This is a genomic window from Pseudomonas nunensis (assembly GCF_024296925.1).
Lineage (GTDB): Bacteria > Pseudomonadota > Gammaproteobacteria > Pseudomonadales > Pseudomonadaceae > Aquipseudomonas > Aquipseudomonas nunensis.
In genome coordinates, this window is sequence record NZ_CP101125.1 from 4926265 (window position 1) to 4949386 (window position 23122).

Below are 23122 nucleotides of genomic sequence, written 5' to 3' on the forward strand. Positions count from 1 at the left end.
CAATGGCCGCCGTTTTGCTTTAAGATAACCGCCATTTTGCAGGCCTTGGCGGGATATACGGTCCTTCTGACCGTACTCAAAACCTGTGGGAGCGGGCTTGCTCGCGAATGCGGTGTAACAATCAACATTTATGCTGACTGACACACCGCATTCGCGAGCAAGCCCGCTCCCACATTTCGACCGCGCCCAAATTCATGTTTCCGGAGTTTTCCATGACGGCCCACGCCGACCTTTCGCCGACCCTTCAACTCGCCATTGACCTGATCCGCCGTCCGTCCGTGACGCCGGTCGACGCCGATTGCCAGAAGCAGATGATGCAGCGCCTGGGCGATGCCGGTTTCCAACTGGAACCGATGCGCATCGAAGATGTGGATAACTTCTGGGCCACACACGGCAAACACGACGGTCCGGTGCTGTGCTTCGCCGGTCACACCGACGTGGTCCCGACCGGTCCGGTCACCGCGTGGCAGATCGACCCGTTCAACGCGGTGATCGACGAACACGGCATGCTCTGCGGCCGTGGCGCGGCGGACATGAAAGGCAGCCTCGCGTCGATGACCGTGGCCGCCGAGCGTTTTGTCGCCGACTACCCGGATCACAAGGGCAAGGTCGCTTTCCTGATCACCAGTGACGAGGAAGGCCCGGCGCACCACGGCACCAAGGCTGTGATCGAACGCCTCGCCGCGCGCAAGGAGCGTCTGGACTGGTGCATCGTCGGCGAACCGTCGAGCACCACCCTGGTCGGTGACGTGGTCAAGAACGGTCGTCGCGGTTCCCTCGGCGCCAAGCTGACCGTGCGCGGCATTCAGGGCCATGTGGCCTACCCGCACCTGGCGAAGAACCCGATCCACCTCGCCGCCCCGGCCCTGGCCGAACTGGCCGCCGAGCATTGGGACCACGGCAACGACTTCTTCCCGCCGACCAGTTTCCAGATTTCCAACGTCAATTCCGGTACTGGCGCGACCAACGTGATTCCAGGTGATCTGGTGGCGGTGTTCAACTTCCGTTTCTCCACCGAATCCACCGTCGAAGGCCTGCAAAAGCGCGTTGCTGACATCCTCGACAAGCATGGCCTGGACTGGCACGTGGATTGGGCGCTGTCGGGCCTACCGTTCCTCACCGAACCGGGCGCGCTGCTGGATGCCGTGGCGTCGAGCATCAAGGACATCACCGGTCGCGAAACCAAGGCGTCCACCAGTGGCGGGACGTCCGACGGTCGTTTCATCGCGACCATGGGCACGCAAGTAGTTGAGCTGGGACCGGTCAACGCGACGATTCACCAAGTCAACGAACGTGTGCTGGCCGCCGACCTCGACGTGCTGACCGAAATCTACTACCAGACCCTGATCAAGTTGCTCGCCTGATGCTGGCCTGCCCGATCTGCAGCGAACCGCTGAACGCGGTGGACAACGGCGTGGCCTGTCCCGCCGGGCATCGTTTCGACCGCGCGCGCCAGGGTTACCTGAACCTGCTGCCGGTGCAGCACAAGAACAGCCGCGACCCTGGGGATAACCTGGCGATGGTCGAGGCCCGACGCGACTTCTTGAACGCCGGCCATTACGCGCCGGTGGCCAAGCGTCTGGCGGAACTGGCGGCGCAGTACGCGCCCCAGCGCTGGCTCGACATCGGTTGTGGCGAGGGTTATTACACCGCGCAAATCGCCGAAGCCTTGCCGAATGCCGATGGTTACGCACTGGATATTTCCCGGGAAGCGGTCAAACGCGCCTGCAAGCGTAATCCGCAGTTGACGTGGTTGATCGCCAGCATGGCGCGGGTGCCGTTGGCGTCCGGCAGTTGCCAGTTTCTGGCGAGTGTTTTCAGTCCGCTGGACTGGGAAGAAGCCAAGCGCCTGCTGAGCCCTGGCGGCGGTTTGATGAAAGTCGGGCCGACCAGCGGCCACCTGATGGAGTTGCGCGAAAGTCTGTATGACGAAGTGCGTGAATACACCGACGACAAGCATTTGGCCCTGGTGCCGGAAGGCATGACGCTGGCGCACAGTGAAACCCTGGAATTCAAACTGACGCTGGCAAGCGGTCAGGATCGTGCCAACCTGTTGGCCATGACGCCCCACGGCTGGCGCGCCAGTGCTGAACGCCGGGCAGCGGTCATCGAGCAGGTCGAGCCGTTCGAAGTCACGGTTTCGATGCGTTACGATTACTTCGTACTTCAATAATTTTTGGTCTTGAGCAACAGCTTGAGGCCGGCTAAATCCGCGAATGGATTTTTCAAGACCGCAGTGAGGACATCCATGCGCCAACCCGATATCGAGATTTACCTGAAAGACGCCGACGTCGACTACAAGACCGTCGCCGATTGGCTGAGCGCCGCGTTGGGCCCGTGCAGTGAGTGGGTCAAGAAAGGCCAGACCTACAAGTGCAAGGCCGGCAGCGTGCCAGTCACCTGGCTGCCGAAAGCCGTGGGCAAGTGGAACAGCCTGTACCTGGAAAGCGACCAGACGCCGTGGGAAGACGACATCGCCTGCGCCCGTGCAGCCTTCGCCGCGCTGAACGTCGAAGTGCGTTGCGCGCCGGGAACGTGGGTCGAGGAAGAAGGTGAAGAAACCGCAGATCGCTGGATGCGCATCAGCGCTGATGGTGAAGAAGAAATCACCTGGAAGACCGCGTAAAACCAGCAACACCCATCAAATGTGGGAGCGGGCTTGCTCGCGAATGCGGTGTATCAGTCGCCATCAACGTTGACTGATACACCCCATTCGCGAGCAAGCCCGCTCCCACAATGGTTTTTGGGTGATCTGAAGAGCGGGTTTACAGACCTACAACATCCTCAGCCTGCAATCCCTTCTCGCCCGTTACCACGGCGTACTCAACCTGCTGGCCTTCAGCCAGCGAACGGTGGCCTTCACCGCGAATCGCGCGGTAATGCACGAACACGTCCACCCCGTCCTCGCGTTGAATAAAGCCGTAGCCCTTGGCGTCGTTGAACCACTTCACATTGCCGGTCTCGCGCGTAGCCATGTCTCGTTACCCCCCTTGTTTTTATTTTGAGCGGTCGAGTATATGACAGCCGCGAAAACTCTCAACTCAAGTTTACTTGACCGCTTTTTTGCCGATTTTCGGCGAATACGGCACACTATCGACCGCCCGAGCATTTGCTCGGTTTTATTCACTCAAGCAGAAGCCGTATGACCCGTTCCCCGTTCCGCCGTCTTGTGTTTGGCACCCTGCGCCGACTGTTGTACCTCTGGGTTCGCTCGGAGACGATCAACCAGTCGTCCCTTACCCTCAACCTCGACCGCAGCCGTCCGGTGTTCTACGTCCTGCAAAATCCTTCGCTGACCGACCTGGCCGTGGTCGACACCGAGTGCACCAAGGCCGGCCTGCCGCGTCCGGTGCTGCCGGTATCGGTGGGAACGTTGATCGAACCCGCGGCGTTCTTTTACCTGACGCCGGAGCCCGACTGGCTCGGCCGCCAGGACAAACGCGGCGCGCCGCCGACCCTGACCCGTCTGGTCAGCGCCTTGAGCCAGAACGCCGCCGAAGATGCGCAGATCATTCCGGTCAGCGTGTTCTGGGGTCAGTCGCCGGACAGCGAGTCGAGCCCGTGGAAGCTGTTGTTCGCCGACAGTTGGGCGGTCACCGGGCGCCTGCGCCGCTTACTCAGCATCATCGTGCTGGGGCGCAAGACCCGCGTGCAGTTCTCGGCGCCGATTCATCTGCGCGAACTGATCGAGCACAACAAGGGCCACGAACGCACCGTGCGCATGGCCCAGCGGATCCTGCGAGTGCACTTCCGCAACCTCAAAGCTGCCGTAATCGGTCCGGACATTTCCCACCGTCGCAATCTGGTCAAAGGCTTGCTCAATCAGCCCTTGGTCAAGCAAGCGATTCTGGACGAAGCCGAGCGCGAGAAAATCTCCCCGGAAAAAGCCAAGGCCCAGGCCCTGCGCTACGGTAACGAGATCGCCTCGGACTACACCTACACCGCGATCCGCTTCCTGGAAGTGGTGCTGAGCTGGTTCTGGAACAAGATCTACGACGGGATCAAGGTCAACCACATCGAAGGCGTGCAGAAAGTCGCCCAGGGTCACGAAGTGATCTATGTGCCGTGCCACCGCAGCCACATCGATTACCTGCTGCTCTCGTATCTGCTGTTCCGAAACGGCCTGACTCCGCCGCACATTGCCGCCGGGATCAACCTGAACATGCCGGTGATCGGCAGCCTGCTGCGCCGTGGCGGTGCGTTTTTCATGCGCCGTACCTTCAAGGGCAACCCGCTGTACACCTCGGTATTCAACGAATACCTGCACACCCTGTTCACCAAAGGCTTCCCGGTCGAGTACTTCGTCGAGGGCGGCCGTTCGCGCACCGGGCGCATGCTGCAACCGAAAACCGGGATGCTGGCGATCACCCTGCGCAGCTTCCTGCGTTCGTCACGCATGCCGATCGTCTTCATTCCGGTGTACATCGGTTATGAACGTGTACTGGAAGGCCGGACCTACCTCGGCGAACTGCGTGGCGCGAGCAAGAAGAAAGAATCGATTTTCGACATCTTCAAAGTCATCGGCGCCCTCAAGCAGCGCTTCGGCCAGGTGGCGGTGAACTTCGGCGAACCGATCAAACTCGCGGAGTTCCTCGACAGTGAGCAACCAGATTGGCGCCAACAGGAGCTCGGTCCGCAGTTCAAACCGGCCTGGCTCAACGAAACCACCAACCGCCTCGGCGAGAAAGTCGCGCAGCATTTGAACGAAGCCGCGGCGATCAACCCGGTGAACCTGGTGGCCCTGGCGCTGCTGTCCACCAGCCGTTTGGCGCTGGATGATCGTGCGATGGCGCGGGTGCTGGATTTGTATCTGGCGCTGCTGCGCAAAGTCCCGTACTCGCCGCACACCACATTGCCGGAAGGCGATGGTCGGGCGTTGATCGAGCATGTGAAGGACATGGATCTGCTGTCCGAACAGAGCGACGCGCTCGGCAAGATTCTGTACCTGGGCGAGCAGAACGCCGTCCTGATGACCTACTACCGCAACAACGTGTTGCACATCTTCGCCCTGCCGTCTCTGCTGGCGAGTTTCTTCCAGAGTGCGTCGCGCATGAGCCGCGAACAGATCCTGCGCTACACCCGCGCGCTGTACCCGTACCTGCAATCGGAACTGTTCATCCGCTGGTCCATGGATGAGCTGGACGGCGTGGTCGATCAGTGGCTCGAAGCCTTTGTCGAGCAAGGCCTGCTGCGTTTCGAGAACGACGTGTACCTGCGTCCTGCACCGAGTTCGCGGCATTTCGTGTTGCTGACCCTGCTGTCGAAAAGCATTGCCCAGACCCTGCAACGCTTCTACATGACTGTGTCCTTGCTGCTCAACAGCGGCCAGAACAGCATCAGCGCCGAAGAACTGGAAGACCTGTGCACGGTCATGGCCCAGCGCCTGTCGATCCTCCATGGTTTGAACGCCCCGGAGTTCTTCGACAAGAGCCTGTTCCGCCACTTCATCCAGACCATGCTCGATCTGGACGTGCTCAAGCGCGACGAAGCCGGCAAGCTGAGCTACCACGAACTGCTCGGCGAACTGGCCGAAGGCGCGGCCAAGCGCGTACTGCCGGCGGAGATTCGCTTGTCGATCCGTCAGGTGGCGCTGCATCGCAGTGAAGATGCGGCGGATCAGGTCGCCACACCGCCTGAGGCTTGATGCAATAACGGTGGGAGTAAGCTCCCACCCATCCACTGATTTCCCTTATTCGTACAAGGAAGCCGCCATGCTCCGCCCTACCCTTCGCTTCGCCGGCCTCTGCGCAGGCTTGATGATTTCCGCCAGCGCACTGGCGCTGTCCCTCAGCGACCTGTCGCAGAACGACGCCACCGGCGGCCTCAAGGACGCCCTGACCCAAGGCGCGCAACTGGCCGTTAAACAACTCGGCACACCGGGCGGCTTCAGCAACAACCCGGACGTGAAGATCGAACTGCCGGGCAAACTCGGCAAAGTCGCGAAAAAAATGAAACAGTTCGGAATGGGCGACCAGGTCGATCAGCTGGAAACCAGCATGAACAAAGCAGCTGAAACCGCCGTGACCCAGGCCCAGCCGATCCTTGTCGATGCCGTGAAAAAAATGAGCGTGTCCGATGCCAAGGGCATCCTCAGCGGCGGCAAGGACTCGGCCACCCAGTACCTGGACAAATCCAGCCGCGAACAGATCCGCGCCAAGTTCCTGCCGATCGTCAAACAAGCCACCGACCAGGTTGGCCTGGCCAAGCAATACAACTCGTTCGCCGGCCAAGCCGCGACCCTCGGTGTGGTAGACGCGAAGAGCGCCAACATCGAAAGCTACGTGACCGAACAAGCGCTGAATGGTTTGTTCGAGATGATTGGCAAGCAAGAAGAAACCATCCGCCAAAACCCGGCGGCTGCGGCAACCAGCCTCGCCAAGAAAGTCTTCGGCACCCTATAAGCCTCACAGCAAAACCCTGTGGGAGCGGGCTTGCTCGCGAAAGCGGTGTATCAGTCAACGTTGATATCGACTGACACACCGCTTTCGCGAGCAAGCCCGCTCCCACACAGGCTCGCTCCTGCAGTAAGTCAGGCTTTTGCGGTAGACCTCGGTAAAGCCAGTCACCGCCCGCAAAACGACCGAACACTGGAAATCGATGAAGTAAGTCAGGTCCAGGTCATCGGCTTCGGTGTGTAGATAAGAGCGTCCATACTTCACCGGCGCATTGCGCAGCAGTGTGCTGATGGCGATGTAGCGAAAGGCCGAAAAGTCATTTTTGAACATGGACCAATAAAACAGCGCTCGGGCGACGCGGCCGTTGCCGTCGCGAAACGGATGCTCGTAGCCCAAGGCAAAATGTAGCGCGATGGCTTTGATCAAGGGATGAATGTAATCCGCATGGAGGGGGTCGTTATTGGCTTGATTGATCCACTTCGCCAGCGCTTGCAAGCGTAATGCGAGCCCCGCCGCGGGAGGCGGTGTGTGGACGGTGTTGCCCTCGCCGTCCTGCACCACCACATCATCTTTGACCCTGAAAGTCCCGGGACTGTATTTCGCGTCGTCGATGCCTTCGACACCCACGCAATGGATCGCCGCGATCAACTCGACGCTCAAGGGTCGGTCACGCATTTCCCAGGCGAAATTCATCATCTTGTAATTGCCGATGACCATGCGTTCATCCGGCGTGCGCGGCAGGCGCTTGCGCTTGAGCATGTCCTTGGCTACCCGCGTGGTGGTGGCCGCGCCTTCCAGCTGACTGCTGCTGATGGCTTCGTCTTCGATCAGGTCATTGAGCAGGTAGCTGAAGTGCGCCTGCTCACCAATCTGGCGACTCATGTACGCCAACGCTGCGGTCGTCGCCTCTCGGTCGACGGTGGATATCGCGATTTGCGCGACCGGTGTCAGCACAAAGGTGGCCCATTGGATCGGCTCGCCCAATGGCAGCAGGCTTGCGTACTGGGCGGTGCGAGCCTTCTTGACCAGTGCCCAACAGAGACGGGTATCCAGGCCCGGCGCCCAGCGATGGCGCAAGTCTTCAAACGGAAGGTAACGGCCCTGACCGTCCAGAGGTTTCAGCAGTACGAGGTAATCCGAAAGGCGTTCTTTGTGCGGCGATTGCGCCAGCAGGTCAAACACAGGGTCGGACCTGCCTCTCAGCGCAGGGGGCTTTTTCATTACGACTGCCTCAAGAACTCATCAAAACCGAGTCCGGAGTACAGCATTCAGCCCTCTGCGACTCAATATCAGAGCATTCTGAAAATCCTGTAGGAAATCTAATGTGGGAGCGGGCTTGCTCGCGAAGGCGGCCATCCATTCAGAAATGTATTGCCTGACACGACGCCTTCGCGAGCAAGCCCGCTCCCACAGTTTTGAGTAGTGTTCGGCGGCAAAAAGCAGGCGGCCCTTAGGCCGCCGAGATCACTCGGTTTCTTTTTTGATCCTGAACCACGCCGCATACAGCGCCGGCAGGAACAGCAGCGTCAACGCTGTCGCCACGATCAATCCGCCCATGATTGCCACTGCCATCGGCCCGAAGAACACGCTGCGCGACAGCGGGATCATCGCCAGCACGGCGGCGAGTGCCGTCAGCACGATGGGCCGGAATCGGCGCACGGTGGCTTCGATGATCGCCTGCCACGGTTTGAGCCCGGCGGCGATGTCTTGTTCGATCTGGTCCACCAGGATCACTGAGTTGCGCATGATCATCCCGGACAAGGCAATGGTCCCGAGCATGGCGACAAAGCCGAACGGCTGGCGGAACACCATCAGGAACAGGGTCACGCCGATCAAGCCCAATGGCGCTGTCAGAAACACCATCGCGGTGCGTGAGAAACTGCGCAGTTGCAGCATCAGCAAGGTCAACACGACCACGATGAACAGTGGTACGCCAGCCTTCACCGAGTTCTGTCCGCGAGCCGAATCCTCCACGGTGCCGCCGACTTCCAGCAAGTAGCCGTCCGGCAGTTCGGCGCGAATCGGGTCGAGGGTCGGCATGATCTGCTGCACCAGGGTCGCCGGTTGTTCCTTGCCGTAAATGTCCGCACGAATTGTCACGTTGGGCAGGCGGTTGCGGTGCCAGATGATGCCTTCTTCGAAGCCATATTCCAGGGTCGCAATCTGCGACAGCGCAACGCTTTTGCCGTTATCGGTCGGCACCGCCAGGCTCGGCAGCAGCGACAATTCGGTGCGTTCATGCACGGTGCCGCGCAGCAGGATTTCGATCAACTCGTTGTCTTCGCGGTACTGGCTGACGCTGGAACCGGTCAGGGAGCTTTGCAAAAACTTCGACAGGTTGGCGGTACTCACGCCGAGCGCGCGGGCGCGATCCTGATCGACGTTCAGGTACACGACTTTGCTCGGTTCTTCCCAGTCCAGATGCACGTTGACCACGTGCGGATTCTCGCGCACCTTCTCCGCGACTTTGCGCGCCAGGGCCCGGACTTCTTCGATGTGTTCACCGGTCACGCGGAACTGCACCGGGTAGCCAACGGGCGGGCCGTTTTCCAAGCGCGTAACCCGCGAACGCAGGGCCGGGAATTGTTCGTTGAGGGTTTCGATCAGCCAGGTGCGCAGGGTTTCGCGCTCTTCGATGGTCTTGGCCAGGACCACAAACTGGGCGAAGCTCGCTGCGGGAAGTTGCTGATCCAGCGGTAGGTAAAAGCGCGGCGAACCGGTACCGACGTAGGCCACGTAATTGTCGATGCCGGCGTGATCCTTCAAGAGACCTTCCAGGCGTTTAACCTCGTCGTTGGTGTTGCTCAGGGACGCGCCTTCGGCCAGTTTGAGATCGACCATCAGTTCCAGACGCCCCGAGGCCGGGAAGAATTGCTGCGGCACGAAGCGGAACAGGAAGATGGAGCCGATAAACAGCACCACGGTCAGCACGATCACGGTCTTGCGCCAACGCACGCACCACTCCACCAAGCGCCGAACGCGTTGATAGAACGGCGTGCCGTAGGGGTCCGGCTGACCGCCCGTGGTGCCGTGTTTGGCGGCGTGAATCTTCGCCAAGTCCGGTAGGAGTTTTTCCCCGAGATACGGCACAAACACCACCGCGGCAATCCACGAGGCCAGCAGTGCGATAGTCACTACCTGGAAGATCGAACGGGTGTATTCACCAGTGCCCGACTGCGCGGTGGCAATCGGCAGGAACCCGGCTGCGGTGATCAACGTGCCGGTGAGCATCGGGAACGCGGTGCTGGTCCAGGCGAAGCTGGCGGCTTTGATCCGGTCAAAGCCCTGCTCCATTTTGATCGCCATCATTTCCACGGCAATGATCGCGTCGTCCACCAGCAAGCCCAAGGCCAGTACCAGTGCGCCGAGGGAAATCTTGTGCAGGCCGATGCCGAGGTAATACATGCAGGCGAATGTCATCGCCAATACCAGCGGAATCGCCAGCGCCACCACCATCCCGGTGCGCACGCCGAGGGAGAAAAAGCTCACCAGCAACACAATCGCCAGGGCTTCCACCAGCACTTGGACGAACTCGCCGACACCGGTTTTCACTGCGGCGGGCTGGTCCGAGACCTTGCGCAGTTGCATGCCGGCCGGAAGGTTTTTCTGGATACGGTCGAACTCCACTTCCAGGGCCTTGCCCAGTACCAGAATGTCGCCACCGTCCTTCATCGCTACGGCAAGACCGATCGCGTCTTCAGCCATGAAGCGCATACGCGGCGCCGGGGGATCGTTGAAACCGCGACGCACGTCTGCGACATCGCCGATGCGGAACGTACGATCACTGACCCGGATCGGGAAGTTCTTGATCTGATCGACCGTCTGAAAATTCCCCGAGACCCGTAGCTGCAATCGCTCGCTGCTGGTTTCGAAGAATCCGGCGGTAGACACCGCGTTCTGTTCCTCAAGCGCCTGCTGCACAGCGGCCAGCGGCAAGCCGAGGGTGGCGAGCTTGACGTTGGACAGCTCGATCCAGATCTTCTCGTCTTGCAGGCCGAGCAGATCGACCTTGCCCACATCCTTGACCCGTTGCAGCTGAATCTGGATACGGTCGGCATAGTCCTTGAGCACCGCGTAGTCAAAACCGTCGCCGGTCAGCGCGTAAATGTTGCCGAACGTGGTGCCGAATTCATCGTTGAAAAACGGCCCTTGAATGCCCGGCGGCAGAGTCTGTCGGATGTCACTGATCTTCTTGCGGACCTGATACCACAGCTCCGGGATCTGCGCCGAGTGCATCGAATCCCGGGCCATGAACGTCACTTGGGATTCCCCTGGACGCGAGAACGAGACGATGCGCTCGTACTCGCCGGTTTCCATCAGCTTCTTTTCAATGCGCTCGGTAACCTGACGCGAGACTTCCTGGGCCGTGGCTCCCGGCCAGTTGGTGCGAATCACCATGGCTTTGAAGGTAAACGGCGGGTCTTCGCTTTGGCCGAGTTTGGTGTAGGAAAGTGCCCCGACGATTGCCAGCAAGAGCATCAGGAACAGTACGATCTGGCGATTGCGCAGCGCCCATTCGGAAAGATTGAAACCCATCGGGGATTACTCCTTGTCCGCCAGATTGACCACGCGGTTGGAGCGATCCACCGGGCGCACTTGCTGCCCGTCATGCAGCACATGAACGCCGGCCGCCACCACCCAATCGCTGGCATTCAACCCTTCCAGCACCGGCACGGTTTTCTCACCGAAGGCACCGACCCGGACCGGGACTTTTTTCAAGGTGTTGTTGGCGCCGACCACCCACACGTAGGTGGCACCGTTTTCGGCGGTAACCGCCGACAAAGGCACTGCCAGTGGCACGACGGCGGCAGTCTGGATAAACACCCGGGCGCTCTGGCCGAGTTCGGCGGGGACTTTGCCGGAAGTGAAGGCGATACGCGCCGCGAAGGTCCGGGATTTGGGATCGGCGGCGGGCGACAGTTCGCGGATGCGTCCGGTAAAACGCTGGTCAGGCTGGGTCCAGAGTTCCACCGACACCGGTTGATCGACCTTGAATCGACCGAAGCTTTGCTCTGGCAGGCTGATCAACACTTCACGCTCGCCATCGGTGGCGAGGGTAAACACGGTTTGCCCGGCAGCGACCACTTGGCCGACTTCCACCGCACGTTTGGCGACCACGCCGTCCTGAGGCGCACGCAGCACCGCGTAGCTCGCCTGATTGGTCGAGACGCTGAATTCGGCTTTGATTTGTTTGAGGCGCGCTTCACCGGATCGGTAAAGGTTTTCGGAATTGTCGTACGCAGACTTGCTCACCATCTGACGGTCCATCAGCGTCTTGTAGCGATCCCGCTCGGCACGAACCAGGCTCAGATTGGCTTCGGCGGCGGCGACCTGAGCGCGAGTCGCTTCCAGTTGCAGGCGCACGTCCTGGGGATCAAGCTCGGCCAGGGGTTGATCGGCCTTGACCCGCTGGCCTTCATCGACCAGTCGTCGGCTGACTTTACCGCCAATGCGGAACGCCAAATCCGGCTCATAACGGGCGCGAACTTCACCGGGGTAGCTTTCCATCGCCTGTGCCGAAGGCTGCGGCTGCACCACCATGGCCGGGCGCACGCTGACTTGCGGCGCCTCCTCGTGACCGCACGCCGACAATAAAAAAGCCAGGCTGACTGGCAACGCGAGGGGCAAGGCATAGCGGAACATGGTGAAGGACCTTTCGCTAATGGTGCTTGGAATAATTATACTGGCGGGTATGTTATTAATAGCAAACTCACCAGTCCAGTATTAAAAGCGAAGAATGTCGAACAATCTTTCAGCATCTAATGGTCCGGGCCGCCCCAAGGATCTGGCCAAGCGCCAGGCCATCCTCGATGCGGCGAAAATTCTGTTCCTGAGTAATGGCTATGCCAGCACCAGCATGGATGCCGTGGCGGCCGAGGCCGGGGTGTCTAAACTGACGGTCTACAGCCACTTCAACGACAAGGAGACGCTGTTCTCCGCTGCCGTGGTGGCCAAGTGTGAAGAGCAACTGCCACCGCTGTTCTTCGAATTGCCCGACGGCATCGCGGTGAAAACGGTGCTGTTGAACATCGCCCGCGGCTTTCATCACCTGATCAATAGCGATGAGTCGGTGAACCTGCACCGCTTGATGATCAGCCTGGGCAGCCAGGACCCGAAGCTGTCGCTGATCTTTTTCGAGGCCGGACCGGAGCGCATGCTGAATGGCATGGAGCGATTGCTGGGCCAAATCGATCAATCGGGCGCACTGAGCATCGATAAACCGCGCAATGCCGCCGAGCATTTCTTTTGCCTGCTCAAGGGCGCGGGGAATTTTCGCTTGTTGTATGGCTGCGGCGAGCCGTTGATCGGGGATGCGGCCGAGGAGCATGTGCTGGAGGTGGTGGAGTTGTTTATGCGGGCTTATCGGACTGAGGCAGTCTGAGAGATTGCCGGTGTTTGATCGGACGTCTTCGCGGGCAAGCCTCGCTCCTACAGGGTTAGCGCAGATCCTGTAGGAGCGAGGCTTGCCCGCGAATGGGTCGACGCGGTCCTAAGGCTTAAGCGCCTTCTTCGGATAAATGTCATACCGACTGGATTTACCATCCAGCGCATGACTCGGCTTCGGCCCGGCAATACACGGCGCCTTGCGCGGGCGCTTGACCACCACCCGATGGCTGGCCAACGCCAACGCTGCTTCGAGCAAGGCCGGCGCATCCGGGTCATCCCCCACCAGCGGGCGAAACAGGCGCATTTCCTTCTTCACCAGCGCGGTTTTCTCACGGTGCGGGAACATCGGGTCGAGGTAGATCACCTGCGGCGGCTCGCCTTCCCAATTTTGCATGACTTCAATCGAATTGCCCTTGAGCAAGCGCATCCGCGCCACGATCGGCGCGACGTCGAAATCTTCCGCGCCACGGGCCAGGCCATCTTCGAGCAATGCGCCGATCAGCGGCTGACGCTCGATCAGGCTCATCTCACAACCCAGGCTCGCCAGCACAAACGCATCCTTGCCCAGCCCCGCCGTGGCATCCAGCACCCGTGGGCGCACGCCTTGGGCGATGCCGACGGCTTTGGCGATCATCTGCCCCGTACCGCCACCGAACAACCGACGATGCGCCGCACCGCCCTCGACGAAGTCCACCCGCACCGGCCCCGGCGCGTCAGGCCCCAGCTGTTGCAGCTGCAAACCCTGTTCGCCGACCTGTAAGGCAAACTCGCCGTCATCCACCTGCAAAGGCAAGCCCAGGCGCTCGGCCCATTGCTCGGCCTGTGGCTGAAACGCCGGGGCCGAGGCCTCGACATGGATGCGGCAGGCCGCGGGTTGTTCAATCATGGGGAAAAGTGCTCAAAAAATTAATGATCGGCAAAAAATGTCCGATAACAAAACTATCGAGCATTTTGCCAGAGCTGAGCGTCGACCGAGAAAAATGTCAGACATTCAAACCACATCCGTAGGCTACATATCGCGTCATGGCGATTATGGCCTGCGAAACTCCCAAGCACTGAGCGGCGTCAGTCACCTGTGGCAAGATTTCTTTGCCCAGGCCCTGGCCGAACAGTCGAGTGATGTGGTGCCTGCCTGCGGGACCTTTCCACCGGTGGATCTGGAAAGCCCGGTCGAGCCGACCGTCGGCAGCGAGCTCTACGCGCACATCGTGTCCCAGCGTGAATGCGATGTGACAGAAACCCAGGTCAAACCACCAGAGCCGCTGTTCCTGCCGATTGCCGAGTTCGAAATGGACCTGGCCGACAAACCTTTCCCACCGTTCCCGCCGGAAGAAATCGTCGCCCAGCAGAAACAGCAGGACTTCGAAAGTGGCTGGGTACGCCCAATCGTACTCACAGCTGGCCAACCTGTACCCGAAGCCGGCCCGGCACCGCAGCCGCGTCCGCTGCACCTGCCAATCGCCGAATTCGAACTGCACCTGCTGGACAAACCGTTCCCGCCGTTCTCGCCCGAAGAGCTGGTGGCGCAACAGAAACAACTCGATTTCGATAACGGCTGGGCACGCCCGATCATCCTGCAGAACCTGCGCATCGCTGCCTGATCCCTCAGAATCTCTCAGCGACACACCCACCACGGCCCCACATCCAGATGAAAGTGATTGCGATGGGCGGCGTTGTAGTCCGGGCTCAATACCACACTGAACATATCGCAGGCGCCGTCGCGGACCTGGCGTAGAAACCGCGCGTCCTGATTATCCTTGGGCCAATCCTTGAGCACGCTGATCGCTCGGCCATCGGCCAGACGAAAACCGGCGATATCCAGCGCGTTGGCACCGGCATGCTGGCTGCGGGCACCGTTCTCGCGGTTGTACATGTTGCGGCAGGCGAAACTGCCGAGGTGATCGACCCGCGTCACCGCCTGGCCGTAAACCGCCTGAGACGCCGGTTGCAGGGCGTGGCGCTCGAACAGGGCGAACGCCACCGCCAACGGACAACTGGCGAGGAAACTGCTGCTCAGGGCCACCTCGCCACCTTGTATGCGCAAGGTGTTGGTCAACGGACATGTCGCGTCGGGACTATCGGCCTGGCGGGTGACTCGTAGACCAGAGCTGCTGAGGGCCTTATCGCACAGCTGTGGATCATCGCGCAGACGCATCAGTTTGTAGCGGGTCAGAAAATTCGGCGCGGCGTTGACGTCCAGCGCTGCCCAGGGATTCCATTGCGCGGGCACGGCAATCCACCCGCGCCAGACGCTCAGCCCCGCCGCCCCCACGATCAACAACACCAGCAGCAATCCCTTGGCGGCCCGCATCGTCAGCCTTTGAAAAACTGATTGGCCTTCGCGTAGGGCATGGAACGCGACGTGAAGCTGAAGGTGCCAGACGTCTTGATCTCTTCAGCCGCGCGGAAGAATTCGCCGTACGCCGCCAGGGCGAGCGCCGATCCGACGCTGATGCGCTTGACGCCCATCTCGCTCAGTTGCTCGACCGTCAACTTGAGCCCGCCGGACATCAACACATTGACCGGTTTTGGCGCCACGGCGCGGACCACCGCCAACACGTCTTCTGCACTGCGCAGCCCCGGCGCGTAAAGCACATCGGCGCCGGCTTCCGAGAACGCTTGCAAGCGGCGGATGGTGTCAGCCAGATCAGGATTGCCGTGCAGGAAATTCTCCGCGCGGGCCGTCAACATAAACGGGAATGGCAGGCTGCGAGCTGCTTTCACGGCGGCTTCAACACGCGCTACCGCATGCTCGAAGCAGTAGATCGGCGCCTCTTCACGACCGGTAGCGTCTTCGATCGAACCGCCGACAGCGCCCGCCTCGGCCGCACGCAAAATGCTCTGCGCGCACTCGGCCGGATCGTCGGCGAAACCGTTTTCCAGATCGACAGCGACAGGCAGATCAGTCGCCGCGACAATCGCCCGAACGTTGGCCAGGGTGTCGTCCAGCGACAATCCGCCATCGGGGCGAGCATTGGAAAAAGCATATCCGGCACTGGTGGTCGCCAGTGCCTCGAAGCCCAGGCTGGCGAGCATTTTCGCCGAGCCGGCGTCCCACGGGTTGGGAATCACAAAAGCCCCCGCGCGTTCATGCAGCGCTTTGAACGCCTGGGCTCGAAGGGTTTGCGCATCCATTGGCAGGCTCCTGAAAAGAGGAAGAATTCACCTCAGAGCAGGCCAAGTTGCTCCGCGGCGGGTTCTCTGTATAGCTCAGGCAGCGGCGGCAAGCCAGGCAAACGCAGCATCAGTTTTGCGTGGAAACGTTGCGCGAGTTTCGCCGCCAGCAGGTTGTCGGCGGTGTGCAGGAAGATGTAAGGCGTGCGGCCCTCTTCGATCCACACGGCAATTTTCTCGACCCAAGGCACCAGGAACGGGTCATTGGCCTCCAGTTGCGGATGGCCGATAAAGCGCACTTGCGGACATTGCGTAAACGCTGCCGGGCGGGTTGGCACGTTGGGCTTTTTCGATTGGGCGTGGAGCACCGAGGGATCGGTCGAGATGCAACTGAACAGCGCGCGCGGATCGAGGCAGATACGCTCGACTCCCCGATCCAGCAACAGGCGATTGAGCATGCGCTCGGCATCGCCCTTGGCAAAGAATTCGGGGTGTCGCACTTCGACCGCCAGCGGTCGGTCCACGGCGTCGATAAAACCGGCCAGCTCCGACAGCCGCTGCGGAGTGAAGCTTTTCGACAATTGCAGCCATACCGGCGACACCCGCTCGCCCAGCGGGCTGAGCAATTGCAGGAAGGTTTCGACGGCGGTCAGTTGTTCGCGCAAGTCGCCGCTGTGGCTGATATCGCCGGGGAACTTGGCGGTGAAGCGAAAGTGTTCGGGCATGGTCTCGGCCCAGCGCTGCACCGTGGTGGCAGCCGGGCTCGCGTAGAAGGTCGTATTGCCTTCAACGGCGTTGAACACTTGGGAATAGAGATTGAGGAATTCGGCGGGTTTGGCGTCTTGCGGGTAGAGATAGTCGCGCCAGGCGTTTTCACTCCAGGACGGGCAACCGAGGTAGTAAGGCAGCAACATCAGATATACAGGTCGAGGCCCAGCACATCGGCATCCCAATCGACAAAACCGGCGGTGCTCAGGTAGCTGGCCAGGGCCATCGCCACGCTTTTGCTCATAGCGCGGTGGTAAATCATGTCTTGCTGACGGGCGGGAAGATTGCTCAAGCGTTGCGCGGAGGCTTTGGCAGCGCGGGCGGCCAATTGCTCTTCAGTCGGGATTTCCAGCTCGCCGTCGATGTCATCGACGGATTCATCCAGCGCTACATTGCCTTTGCGAGGCTTGCGCTTGATGGGGTAGGACTGAGAGGAAAGACCGTCTATACGCATAAGTGCATCTCGGTATCAGTGATGGCAGTTTAGTGGCGCGCGGACCACTTCGCAAACTGTCGAGTGATAACTAGAACACATAAAAGGAAAAAGGTTTAACGCTGGGGGTTAGAAACTGACGATTGGCGGTATCCGTCAGATCGCTTTCGCGGGCAAGCCTCGCTCCTACAAGGGTTAGCGCAAATCCTGTAGGAGCGAGGCTTGCCCGCGAAGGCGGCGTGTCAGTCAATAATGATGTCGCCTGACACTACGCCTTCGCGAGCAAGCCCGCTCCCACATGGGTTCGCTTTGATCAACGTGCCTTCGGGGTCGCAACCTTGTCGCGCAGATAAACCGGCTGAGCCTCATCCGCGACAATCGCCTCGCCCCGCTCCCAGGCAAACCGCGCCAGGGTCAGCAGGTCTTCGGCATGCGGCAACATCCCCGCGTCCTGCCCGCTCAGGCTGACACCGATGCGCTCGGCATAGCCCCAACCGGTGCCCGCGCCAAACCACTCGCCACTGGCATCCGCCGGCAACGCCGCCACCTCGGGTGGCAACACGGCTTCATTGCCGACGAGGCGCATCTCCCCCGCCGTTTCGCGGTAGCAACCCCAATACACTTCGTCCATCCGCGCATCGATGGCTGCCGCGACCTGGCTCACACCGTGTTCACGATAGGCGCGCTGGGCCAGCACGGCCAGGTTCGACACCGGCAACACCGGGCGTTCCAGGGCAAAGGCCAAACCCTGTACCACACCGATGGCGATCCTCACGCCGGTGAAAGCCCCCGGCCCGCGACCAAACGCGATGGCATCCACCGCTTGCAGGGTGGTCCCGGCGTCGGCCAGCAGTTGCTGGATCATCGGCAACAGTTTTTGCGCGTGCAGGCGCGGGATCACCTCGTAATGGCTCGTAACCTTGCCGTCGTGCAGCAAGGCAACGGAGCAAGCTTCAGTCGCGGTGTCCAGGGCCAGCAAGGTGCTCATCGATGTTTCCGTAAGAGAGGTCAGAAAAAGTGCGCCAGTATAAACAACTACGGCCCGCAAGCGGGCCGTAGAAGATGAAGCGTTTCAGACTTTTCAGTTCAGCGCTTCAAGCACCTTGCCGGTGATCGCTTCAACCGAGCCAACACCTTCGATGTGGCTGTACTTCGGCTTACCCTGAGCGGTGGACAGTTCCTGGTAGAACTTGACCAGAGGCTCGGTCTGCGCGTGGTAGACCGACAGGCGATGACGCACGGTTTCTTCGGTATCGTCTTTGCGCTGTACCAGCTCGTCGCCGGTGATGTCGTCTTTACCGGCAATTTTCGGCGGGTTGTAGACGATGTGGTACACGCGGCCAGAAGCCTCGTGCACACGGCGACCGGCGATACGCTGGACAATGTCTTCGTCTTTGACGTCGATTTCGACCACGTGGTCCAGTTCGACGCCGGCTTTCACCAGGGCTTCAGCCTGGGGAATGGTGCGCGGGAAACCGTCGAACAGGAAACCGTTGGCGCAATCAGCTTGGCTGATGCGTTCTTTAACCAGGTTGATGATCAGGTCATCGGAGACCAGACCACCACTGTCCATGACGCTTTTGGCGATCAGGCCCAGCTCGGTGCCGGCCTTGACCGCTGCACGCAGCATGTCGCCAGTGGAGATTTGCGGAATGCCGAATTTCTCGGTGATGAACTTAGCCTGAGTACCTTTACCGGCCCCGGGAGCTCCCAGCAGAATGACGCGCATCGATGTGCTCCTCAATTTTTTATATAGATAACGTCAGATTCGCCTCGTGGGGCCAATCTCAAAAATAGGGTCGTGGCCGCCCAAACGGCCAAAGGCTGATCAAGATACACAGCAGGCCCTGACCACACAAGCCGCCGAAAGTCGGAGAAACCCGCGCCGGTTGCGACCTTTGGACGGGGTACCCCAAGTCGCAACCCCGTCATTAACTGTCGCCTGCCAGACCTTTTCGGCCCTTCGCCCACAGGCACGCGGCGCAGGTGCCAAGTGCCCGGACCCAAGAGGAAAACCTTAGCCGGTATTTCGCAAACCGGCGGCAATCCCCGCCACAGACACCAGCAACGCCTGTTCTACCGGGCTGCCCTGCGCCACTTCCTGTTGCCGCGAACGGGCCAACAACTCGGCCTGCAATAGATGAAGCGGGTCGAGGTAGGTGTTGCGCAGGCGAATGAATTCCAGGGTGTCTGGGCTATGTGCCAGTAGCTGCGACTGACCGGTCAGCCCAAGGACCACTGCGCAGGCCTGCGACAATAGGTCGCGTAAATGCGCGCCCAAAGGAAGCAGATCGGGCTCGACCAGCCGCTGATCGTAAGACTGGGCGATGTCCGCGTCGGCCTTGGCCAGCACCATTTCCAGCATGTCGATGCGGGTACGGAAGAATGGCCACTGCTCGCGCATCTGCCCCAGCAACTCACCTTCGCCACGTTCCAGCGCCTTGCTCAGGGCCGCTTCCCAGCCTAGCCAGGCCGGCAACATCAGGCGCGTCTGGGTCCAGCCGAAGATCCACGGAATAGCGCGCAGGCTTTCGATTCCGCCCGCACGGCGCTTGGCCGGACGACTGCCCAACGGCAAACGTCCGAGTTCCTGTTCCGGGGTCGATTGACGGAAATACTCCACAAATTGCGGATTTTCCCGCACCACGGCGCGGTAAGCCTTGACGCCATCGGCGGCCAATTCGTCCATCAAGTGGCGCCAGGCCGGCTCCGGCGGAGGTGGCGGGAGCAAGGTCGCTTCAAGCACTGCCGCCAGATACAGATTGAGGTTTTGCTCGGCGATGTCCGGCAGGCCAAATTTGAAACGAATCATTTCCCCCTGCTCGGTGGTGCGGAAACGTCCCGCCACCGACCCTGGTGGCTGCGACAGAATCGCCGCGTGAGCCGGACCGCCGCCACGGCCTACAGTGCCACCGCGACCGTGGAACAACAGCAGCTCCACTTGTTGCTCGCGGCAAATATCCACCAAGCGTTCCTGCGCTCGATATTGCGCCCAGGCCGCCGCCGTGGTGCCGGCGTCCTTGGCCGAGTCGGAGTAACCGATCATCACTTCCTGCGGCCCTTGCAGACGCGCACGATAGCCCGGCAGCAGCAACAGTTTTTCAATCACCGGACCGGCGTTGTCGAGGTCGGCGAGGGTTTCGAACAATGGCACCACGCGCATCGGCCGCAGCACGCCAGCCTCTTTAAGCAGCAATTGCACGGCCAGTACGTCGGAAGCGGCGCCAGCCATGGAGATCACATACGAGCCGAGGGACGCGCCCGGTGCGGCGGCGATTTCCCGACAGGTCGCCAACACTTCGGCGGTGTCAGCGGATGGTTTGAAGTAAGCCGGCAGCAAGGGGCGACGGTTGTTCTGTTCACGCATCAGGAAAGCGATGCGCTCTTCCTCGCTCCAGTCTTCGTAGCGACCGAGGCCCAGGTAATCGGTGATTTCGGTCATGGCGGCGGTGTGGCGGGACGAGTCCTGCCGCACGTCGAGACGCACCAGGAACAAGCCGAAAGTCACCGCACGGCGCAGGCAATCGAGCAGCGGGCCGTCGGCGATCACGCCCATGCCGCACTCGTGCAGCGAGTTGAAGCACAGCTCCAGTGGATCGAGCAGGTCGCGGTTGTTTTGCAACACATCAGCCGGTGCCGGTGTGCTGTTCGTCAAAGAGGCATGCGCCCAATTGCGCGTCGCCCGCAGACGTTCGCGCAGTTGCTTGAGTACCGCGCGGTAAGGTTCGGCGCTGTCGCCGGCCTTGGCTTTCAGGGCTTCGCTGGCCTGCTGCATCGACAACTCGGCGGCCAGGTGATCGACATCGCGCAAGTACAAATCAGCGGCCATCCAGCGCGCCAGCAACAGCACTTCGCGGGTCACGGACGCCGTGACATTCGGGTTGCCGTCGCGGTCGCCGCCCATCCATGAGGCGAAGCGGATCGGCGCCGCCTCCAGAGGCAAACGCAGTCCGGTCGCCGCGTGTAGCGCTTGATCGGCTTTGCGCAGGTAGTTGGGGATTGCTTGCCACAGCGAATGCTCGATCACCGCAAAACCCCATTTGGCTTCGTCGACCGGGGTCGGGCGCGTGCGGCGGATTTCTTCGGTGTGCCAGGCTTCGGCGATCAGGCGCTGCGATTTCGCCTGGATCTGCTCACGCTCGGCGGTGGTCAGGTCACGGTGGTCCTGAGCTGCCAGTTGCGCGGCGATGGCATCGTATTTCTGGATCAGGGTGCGACGTGCGACTTCGGTCGGGTGCGCAGTCAGCACCAATTCGATTTCCAGTCGACCGAGTTGCCGGGCCAGGGATTCGGCGCTGTGGCCTTCGGCGCGCAGGCGGGCGAGCAGTTCCGGCAGCACCCGGGCTTCGAACGGCGCGGGCTGCGACTCTTCGCGGCGGTGGATCAGCTGATATTGCTCGGCGATATTGGCGAGGTTGAGAAACTGGTTGAACGCCCGCGCCACCGGCAGCAACTCGTCTTCGCTCAACTGGTTGAGGCTGGCGCTGAGTTCGGCGTCCATCGAGCCGCGACGGTCGGCCTTGGCGCCCTTGCGAATCTGCTCGATCTTGTCGAGAAAACCGTCCCCGTACTGTTCACGAATGGTGTTGCCCAACAGCTCACCCAACAGGTGAACGTCCTCGCGCAAGCGTGCATCAATATCGGTCATCAGCAGTTCTCCAGCAAAAAATCCGGGCGGCTTTAACAGCATGCTTTGAAGTCCAAGAGTGCCGCCGTAAAGCGCTTCTTACAAGCAAACGACGAAGGGACTTTAAACCTTAGGCGATAAAGCTAGTCTCAACAGTAAGCCGTACAACGGCTTACCGGCAGCCACCGCCGGACACTCACCCTGCCTGCCACCCGCAGGTGCGACATGAGGTCTTTATGAAAATCCGTGAGCTAGCCCAGCATTGGGAAGAAAACGCCAAGGGTCGCCTGACCGACACTGGCTACGCGATTCACCTGGACGTGGAAGCCGCCGCACGGCTGGCAGCGATCACCGAGATGTACCCGAAACGGCATCCCGAAGAACTGCTGGGCGAATTGATCGGCGCGGCGCTGGAAGAACTCGAAGCGAGCTTCCCGTATGTGAAAGGACAGACCGTGGTCGCCACCGATGAAGAAGGCGATCCGCTTTACGAAGACGTCGGTCCGACCCCGCGTTTCCTCGCGTTGTCCCGTCGGCATTTGCATGATTTGTCGGCCAGTGACGACAAGCCAAAACACTAAAATTTGACACCGAACCTGTGGGAGCGGGCTTGCTCGCGAAGAGGTTGTATCAGTTGAAATAAATGTCGACTGACACACCGCTTTCGCGAGCAAGCCCGCTCCTACATTGGCCTGCATTTCCCTTCAAAAATGGTGTAATCCTGAGCGCTTGAATGTCCGGGAATACCGCCGCACATCGCGAAAGTTCCCGTCCTAGAGCCTTGTCCGCTCGGTCAAAGTTTTTTTAGGCAATACGCCATCTTCTCTGAACTTTTGAAAAACCCCTCGGGTCGTACCCATTAACCACGCCTGGTACGGCCGTTTCAAATCACGCTTTGAAAGTACGGTTACGGCTCCTAACACCAGGATGGATTTAGATGTTTTTCAGGAGATATCCAATGGAGTTGAAGACCATGACGACCAGCACTGCCAAATCCTCGTTTACCCACCTGCGCGGTCTGAAATTGGCTGCCTTGGCGATCGGCAGCACCTTCGTACTCGCCGGTTGCGCTGGCAACCCGCCGACCGAGCAATACGCCGTGACCCAGTCCGCCGTGAACAGCGCTGTCAGCGCCGGTGGTACTGAATTCGCAGCGGTGGAAATGAAGTCCGCCCAGGACAAGCTGAAACAAGCCGAAATCGCCATGCACGACAAGAAGTATGAAGAAGCCCGCACCCTGGCCGAACAAGCCGAGTGGGACGCTCGTGTAGCAGAACGCAAAGCCCAGGCGATGAAAGCCGAACAGGCTGTGAAGGATTCCCAGAAAGGTGTTCAGGAACTGCGTCAGGAAAGTCAGCGCACTGTGCAGTAAGCGCGCATCCGGACCACACGCCTGAA

21 protein-coding genes are annotated in these 23122 nt (G+C 60.5%); 9 read left to right on the forward strand and 12 right to left on the reverse strand.

The features are described 5' to 3' along the window. Nucleotides 1-212 precede the first annotated feature (212 nt). From dapE to NK667_RS21695, 3 genes are all read left to right on the forward strand, one after another. A complete protein-coding gene (gene dapE, locus NK667_RS21685) occupies nucleotides 213-1364 on the forward strand; it encodes a succinyl-diaminopimelate desuccinylase (RefSeq protein WP_054616014.1) in 1152 nt (383 codons plus the stop codon). After that, on the forward strand, nucleotides 1364-2173 hold the full coding sequence (locus tag NK667_RS21690) for a putative RNA methyltransferase (RefSeq protein ID WP_054616015.1): 810 nt from the start codon (nucleotides 1364-1366) through the stop codon (nucleotides 2171-2173). The genes dapE and NK667_RS21690 overlap by 1 nt, the downstream gene beginning before the upstream one ends. A 75-nt stretch (nucleotides 2174-2248) precedes the next feature. Beyond that, nucleotides 2249-2626: a hypothetical protein gene (locus NK667_RS21695; RefSeq protein WP_054047220.1), complete on the forward strand. Its 378-nt coding sequence runs from the start codon at nucleotides 2249-2251 to the stop codon at nucleotides 2624-2626. Nucleotides 2627-2765: 139 nt separating this feature from the next. Here the strand turns inward: NK667_RS21695 and NK667_RS21700 are convergent, their stop codons facing one another. Further along, nucleotides 2766-2975 carry a cold-shock protein gene (locus NK667_RS21700; RefSeq protein ID WP_010462862.1) on the reverse strand — a complete coding sequence of 70 codons (210 nt, stop codon included), beginning with the start codon at nucleotides 2973-2975 and terminating at the stop codon, nucleotides 2766-2768. A gap of 167 nt (nucleotides 2976-3142) precedes the next feature. On the opposite strand from NK667_RS21700, the gene plsB reads away from it, so the two are divergent. Then, nucleotides 3143-5644: a glycerol-3-phosphate 1-O-acyltransferase PlsB gene (plsB, locus tag NK667_RS21705; protein ID WP_054047221.1), complete on the forward strand. Its 2502-nt coding sequence runs from the start codon at nucleotides 3143-3145 to the stop codon at nucleotides 5642-5644. Nucleotides 5645-5711: 67 nt separating this feature from the next. Then, nucleotides 5712-6401, forward strand: a complete 690-nt coding sequence (locus NK667_RS21710; RefSeq protein ID WP_054047223.1) for a DUF4197 domain-containing protein — start codon at nucleotides 5712-5714, stop codon at nucleotides 6399-6401. 54 nt (nucleotides 6402-6455) lie between these two features. Here NK667_RS21710 and NK667_RS21715 read toward each other — a convergent pair whose 3' ends face one another. The 3 genes from NK667_RS21715 to NK667_RS21725 form a co-directional block, all read right to left on the reverse strand. Continuing rightward, entirely contained in the window at nucleotides 6456-7616 is a 1161-nt protein-coding gene (locus NK667_RS21715) for a Fic family protein (protein ID WP_054616016.1), read from the reverse strand. 243 nt (nucleotides 7617-7859) lie between these two features. Then, nucleotides 7860-10931, reverse strand: coding sequence for an efflux RND transporter permease subunit (locus NK667_RS21720; protein ID WP_054616017.1), 3072 nt, complete (start codon nucleotides 10929-10931; stop codon nucleotides 7860-7862). A gap of 6 nt (nucleotides 10932-10937) precedes the next feature. Beyond that, nucleotides 10938-12038 (reverse strand): efflux RND transporter periplasmic adaptor subunit, encoded by a 1101-nt coding sequence (locus NK667_RS21725; protein ID WP_054616018.1) that lies wholly within the window; start codon nucleotides 12036-12038, stop codon nucleotides 10938-10940. Nucleotides 12039-12132: 94 nt separating this feature from the next. Between NK667_RS21725 and NK667_RS21730 the strand changes: the two genes are divergently transcribed. Further along, on the forward strand, nucleotides 12133-12777 hold the full coding sequence (locus tag NK667_RS21730) for a TetR/AcrR family transcriptional regulator (protein ID WP_054616019.1): 645 nt from the start codon (nucleotides 12133-12135) through the stop codon (nucleotides 12775-12777). Nucleotides 12778-12885: 108 nt separating this feature from the next. Here NK667_RS21730 and NK667_RS21735 read toward each other — a convergent pair whose 3' ends face one another. Next, complete coding sequence (locus NK667_RS21735; protein ID WP_054616020.1) at nucleotides 12886-13668, reverse strand: class I SAM-dependent methyltransferase; 783 nt, start codon at nucleotides 13666-13668, stop codon at nucleotides 12886-12888. Between the two features lie 94 nt (nucleotides 13669-13762). Here NK667_RS21735 and NK667_RS21740 point away from each other — a divergent pair, with 94 nt between their 5' ends. Next, nucleotides 13763-14383: a hypothetical protein gene (locus NK667_RS21740; RefSeq protein ID WP_054616021.1), complete on the forward strand. Its 621-nt coding sequence runs from the start codon at nucleotides 13763-13765 to the stop codon at nucleotides 14381-14383. 14 nt (nucleotides 14384-14397) lie between these two features. Here NK667_RS21740 and NK667_RS21745 read toward each other — a convergent pair whose 3' ends face one another. The 7 genes from NK667_RS21745 to ppc all read right to left on the reverse strand — a co-directional run bounded on the left by NK667_RS21745 (nucleotide 14398) and on the right by ppc (nucleotide 21745). Next, nucleotides 14398-15093 (reverse strand): extensin-like domain-containing protein, encoded by a 696-nt coding sequence (locus tag NK667_RS21745; protein WP_054616022.1) that lies wholly within the window; start codon nucleotides 15091-15093, stop codon nucleotides 14398-14400. A 2-nt stretch (nucleotides 15094-15095) separates the two neighbouring features. Next, on the reverse strand, nucleotides 15096-15917 hold the full coding sequence (locus NK667_RS21750; protein WP_054047238.1) for an isocitrate lyase/PEP mutase family protein: 822 nt from the start codon (nucleotides 15915-15917) through the stop codon (nucleotides 15096-15098). Between the two features lie 32 nt (nucleotides 15918-15949). Further along, on the reverse strand, nucleotides 15950-16810 hold the full coding sequence (locus NK667_RS21755; RefSeq protein WP_054616023.1) for a DUF72 domain-containing protein: 861 nt from the start codon (nucleotides 16808-16810) through the stop codon (nucleotides 15950-15952). Next, nucleotides 16810-17118, reverse strand: coding sequence for a hypothetical protein (locus tag NK667_RS21760; RefSeq protein WP_054047242.1), 309 nt, complete (start codon nucleotides 17116-17118; stop codon nucleotides 16810-16812). The genes NK667_RS21755 and NK667_RS21760 overlap by 1 nt, the downstream gene beginning before the upstream one ends. A gap of 292 nt (nucleotides 17119-17410) precedes the next feature. Continuing rightward, nucleotides 17411-18085, reverse strand: a complete 675-nt coding sequence (tsaB, locus tag NK667_RS21765; protein ID WP_054047244.1) for a tRNA (adenosine(37)-N6)-threonylcarbamoyltransferase complex dimerization subunit type 1 TsaB — start codon at nucleotides 18083-18085, stop codon at nucleotides 17411-17413. Nucleotides 18086-18178: 93 nt separating this feature from the next. Then, nucleotides 18179-18826: an adenylate kinase gene (gene adk, locus NK667_RS21770; RefSeq protein WP_054047246.1), complete on the reverse strand. Its 648-nt coding sequence runs from the start codon at nucleotides 18824-18826 to the stop codon at nucleotides 18179-18181. 288 nt (nucleotides 18827-19114) lie between these two features. Next, nucleotides 19115-21745, reverse strand: coding sequence for a phosphoenolpyruvate carboxylase (ppc, locus tag NK667_RS21775; protein WP_054616024.1), 2631 nt, complete (start codon nucleotides 21743-21745; stop codon nucleotides 19115-19117). 215 nt (nucleotides 21746-21960) lie between these two features. Here ppc and NK667_RS21780 point away from each other — a divergent pair, with 215 nt between their 5' ends. Both NK667_RS21780 and NK667_RS21785 read left to right on the forward strand, forming a co-directional pair. Then, on the forward strand, nucleotides 21961-22305 hold the full coding sequence (locus tag NK667_RS21780) for a hypothetical protein (protein WP_054047250.1): 345 nt from the start codon (nucleotides 21961-21963) through the stop codon (nucleotides 22303-22305). Nucleotides 22306-22682: 377 nt separating this feature from the next. After that, a complete protein-coding gene (locus NK667_RS21785) occupies nucleotides 22683-23096 on the forward strand; it encodes a DUF4398 domain-containing protein (protein ID WP_054047252.1) in 414 nt (137 codons plus the stop codon). Nucleotides 23097-23122 lie beyond the last annotated feature (26 nt).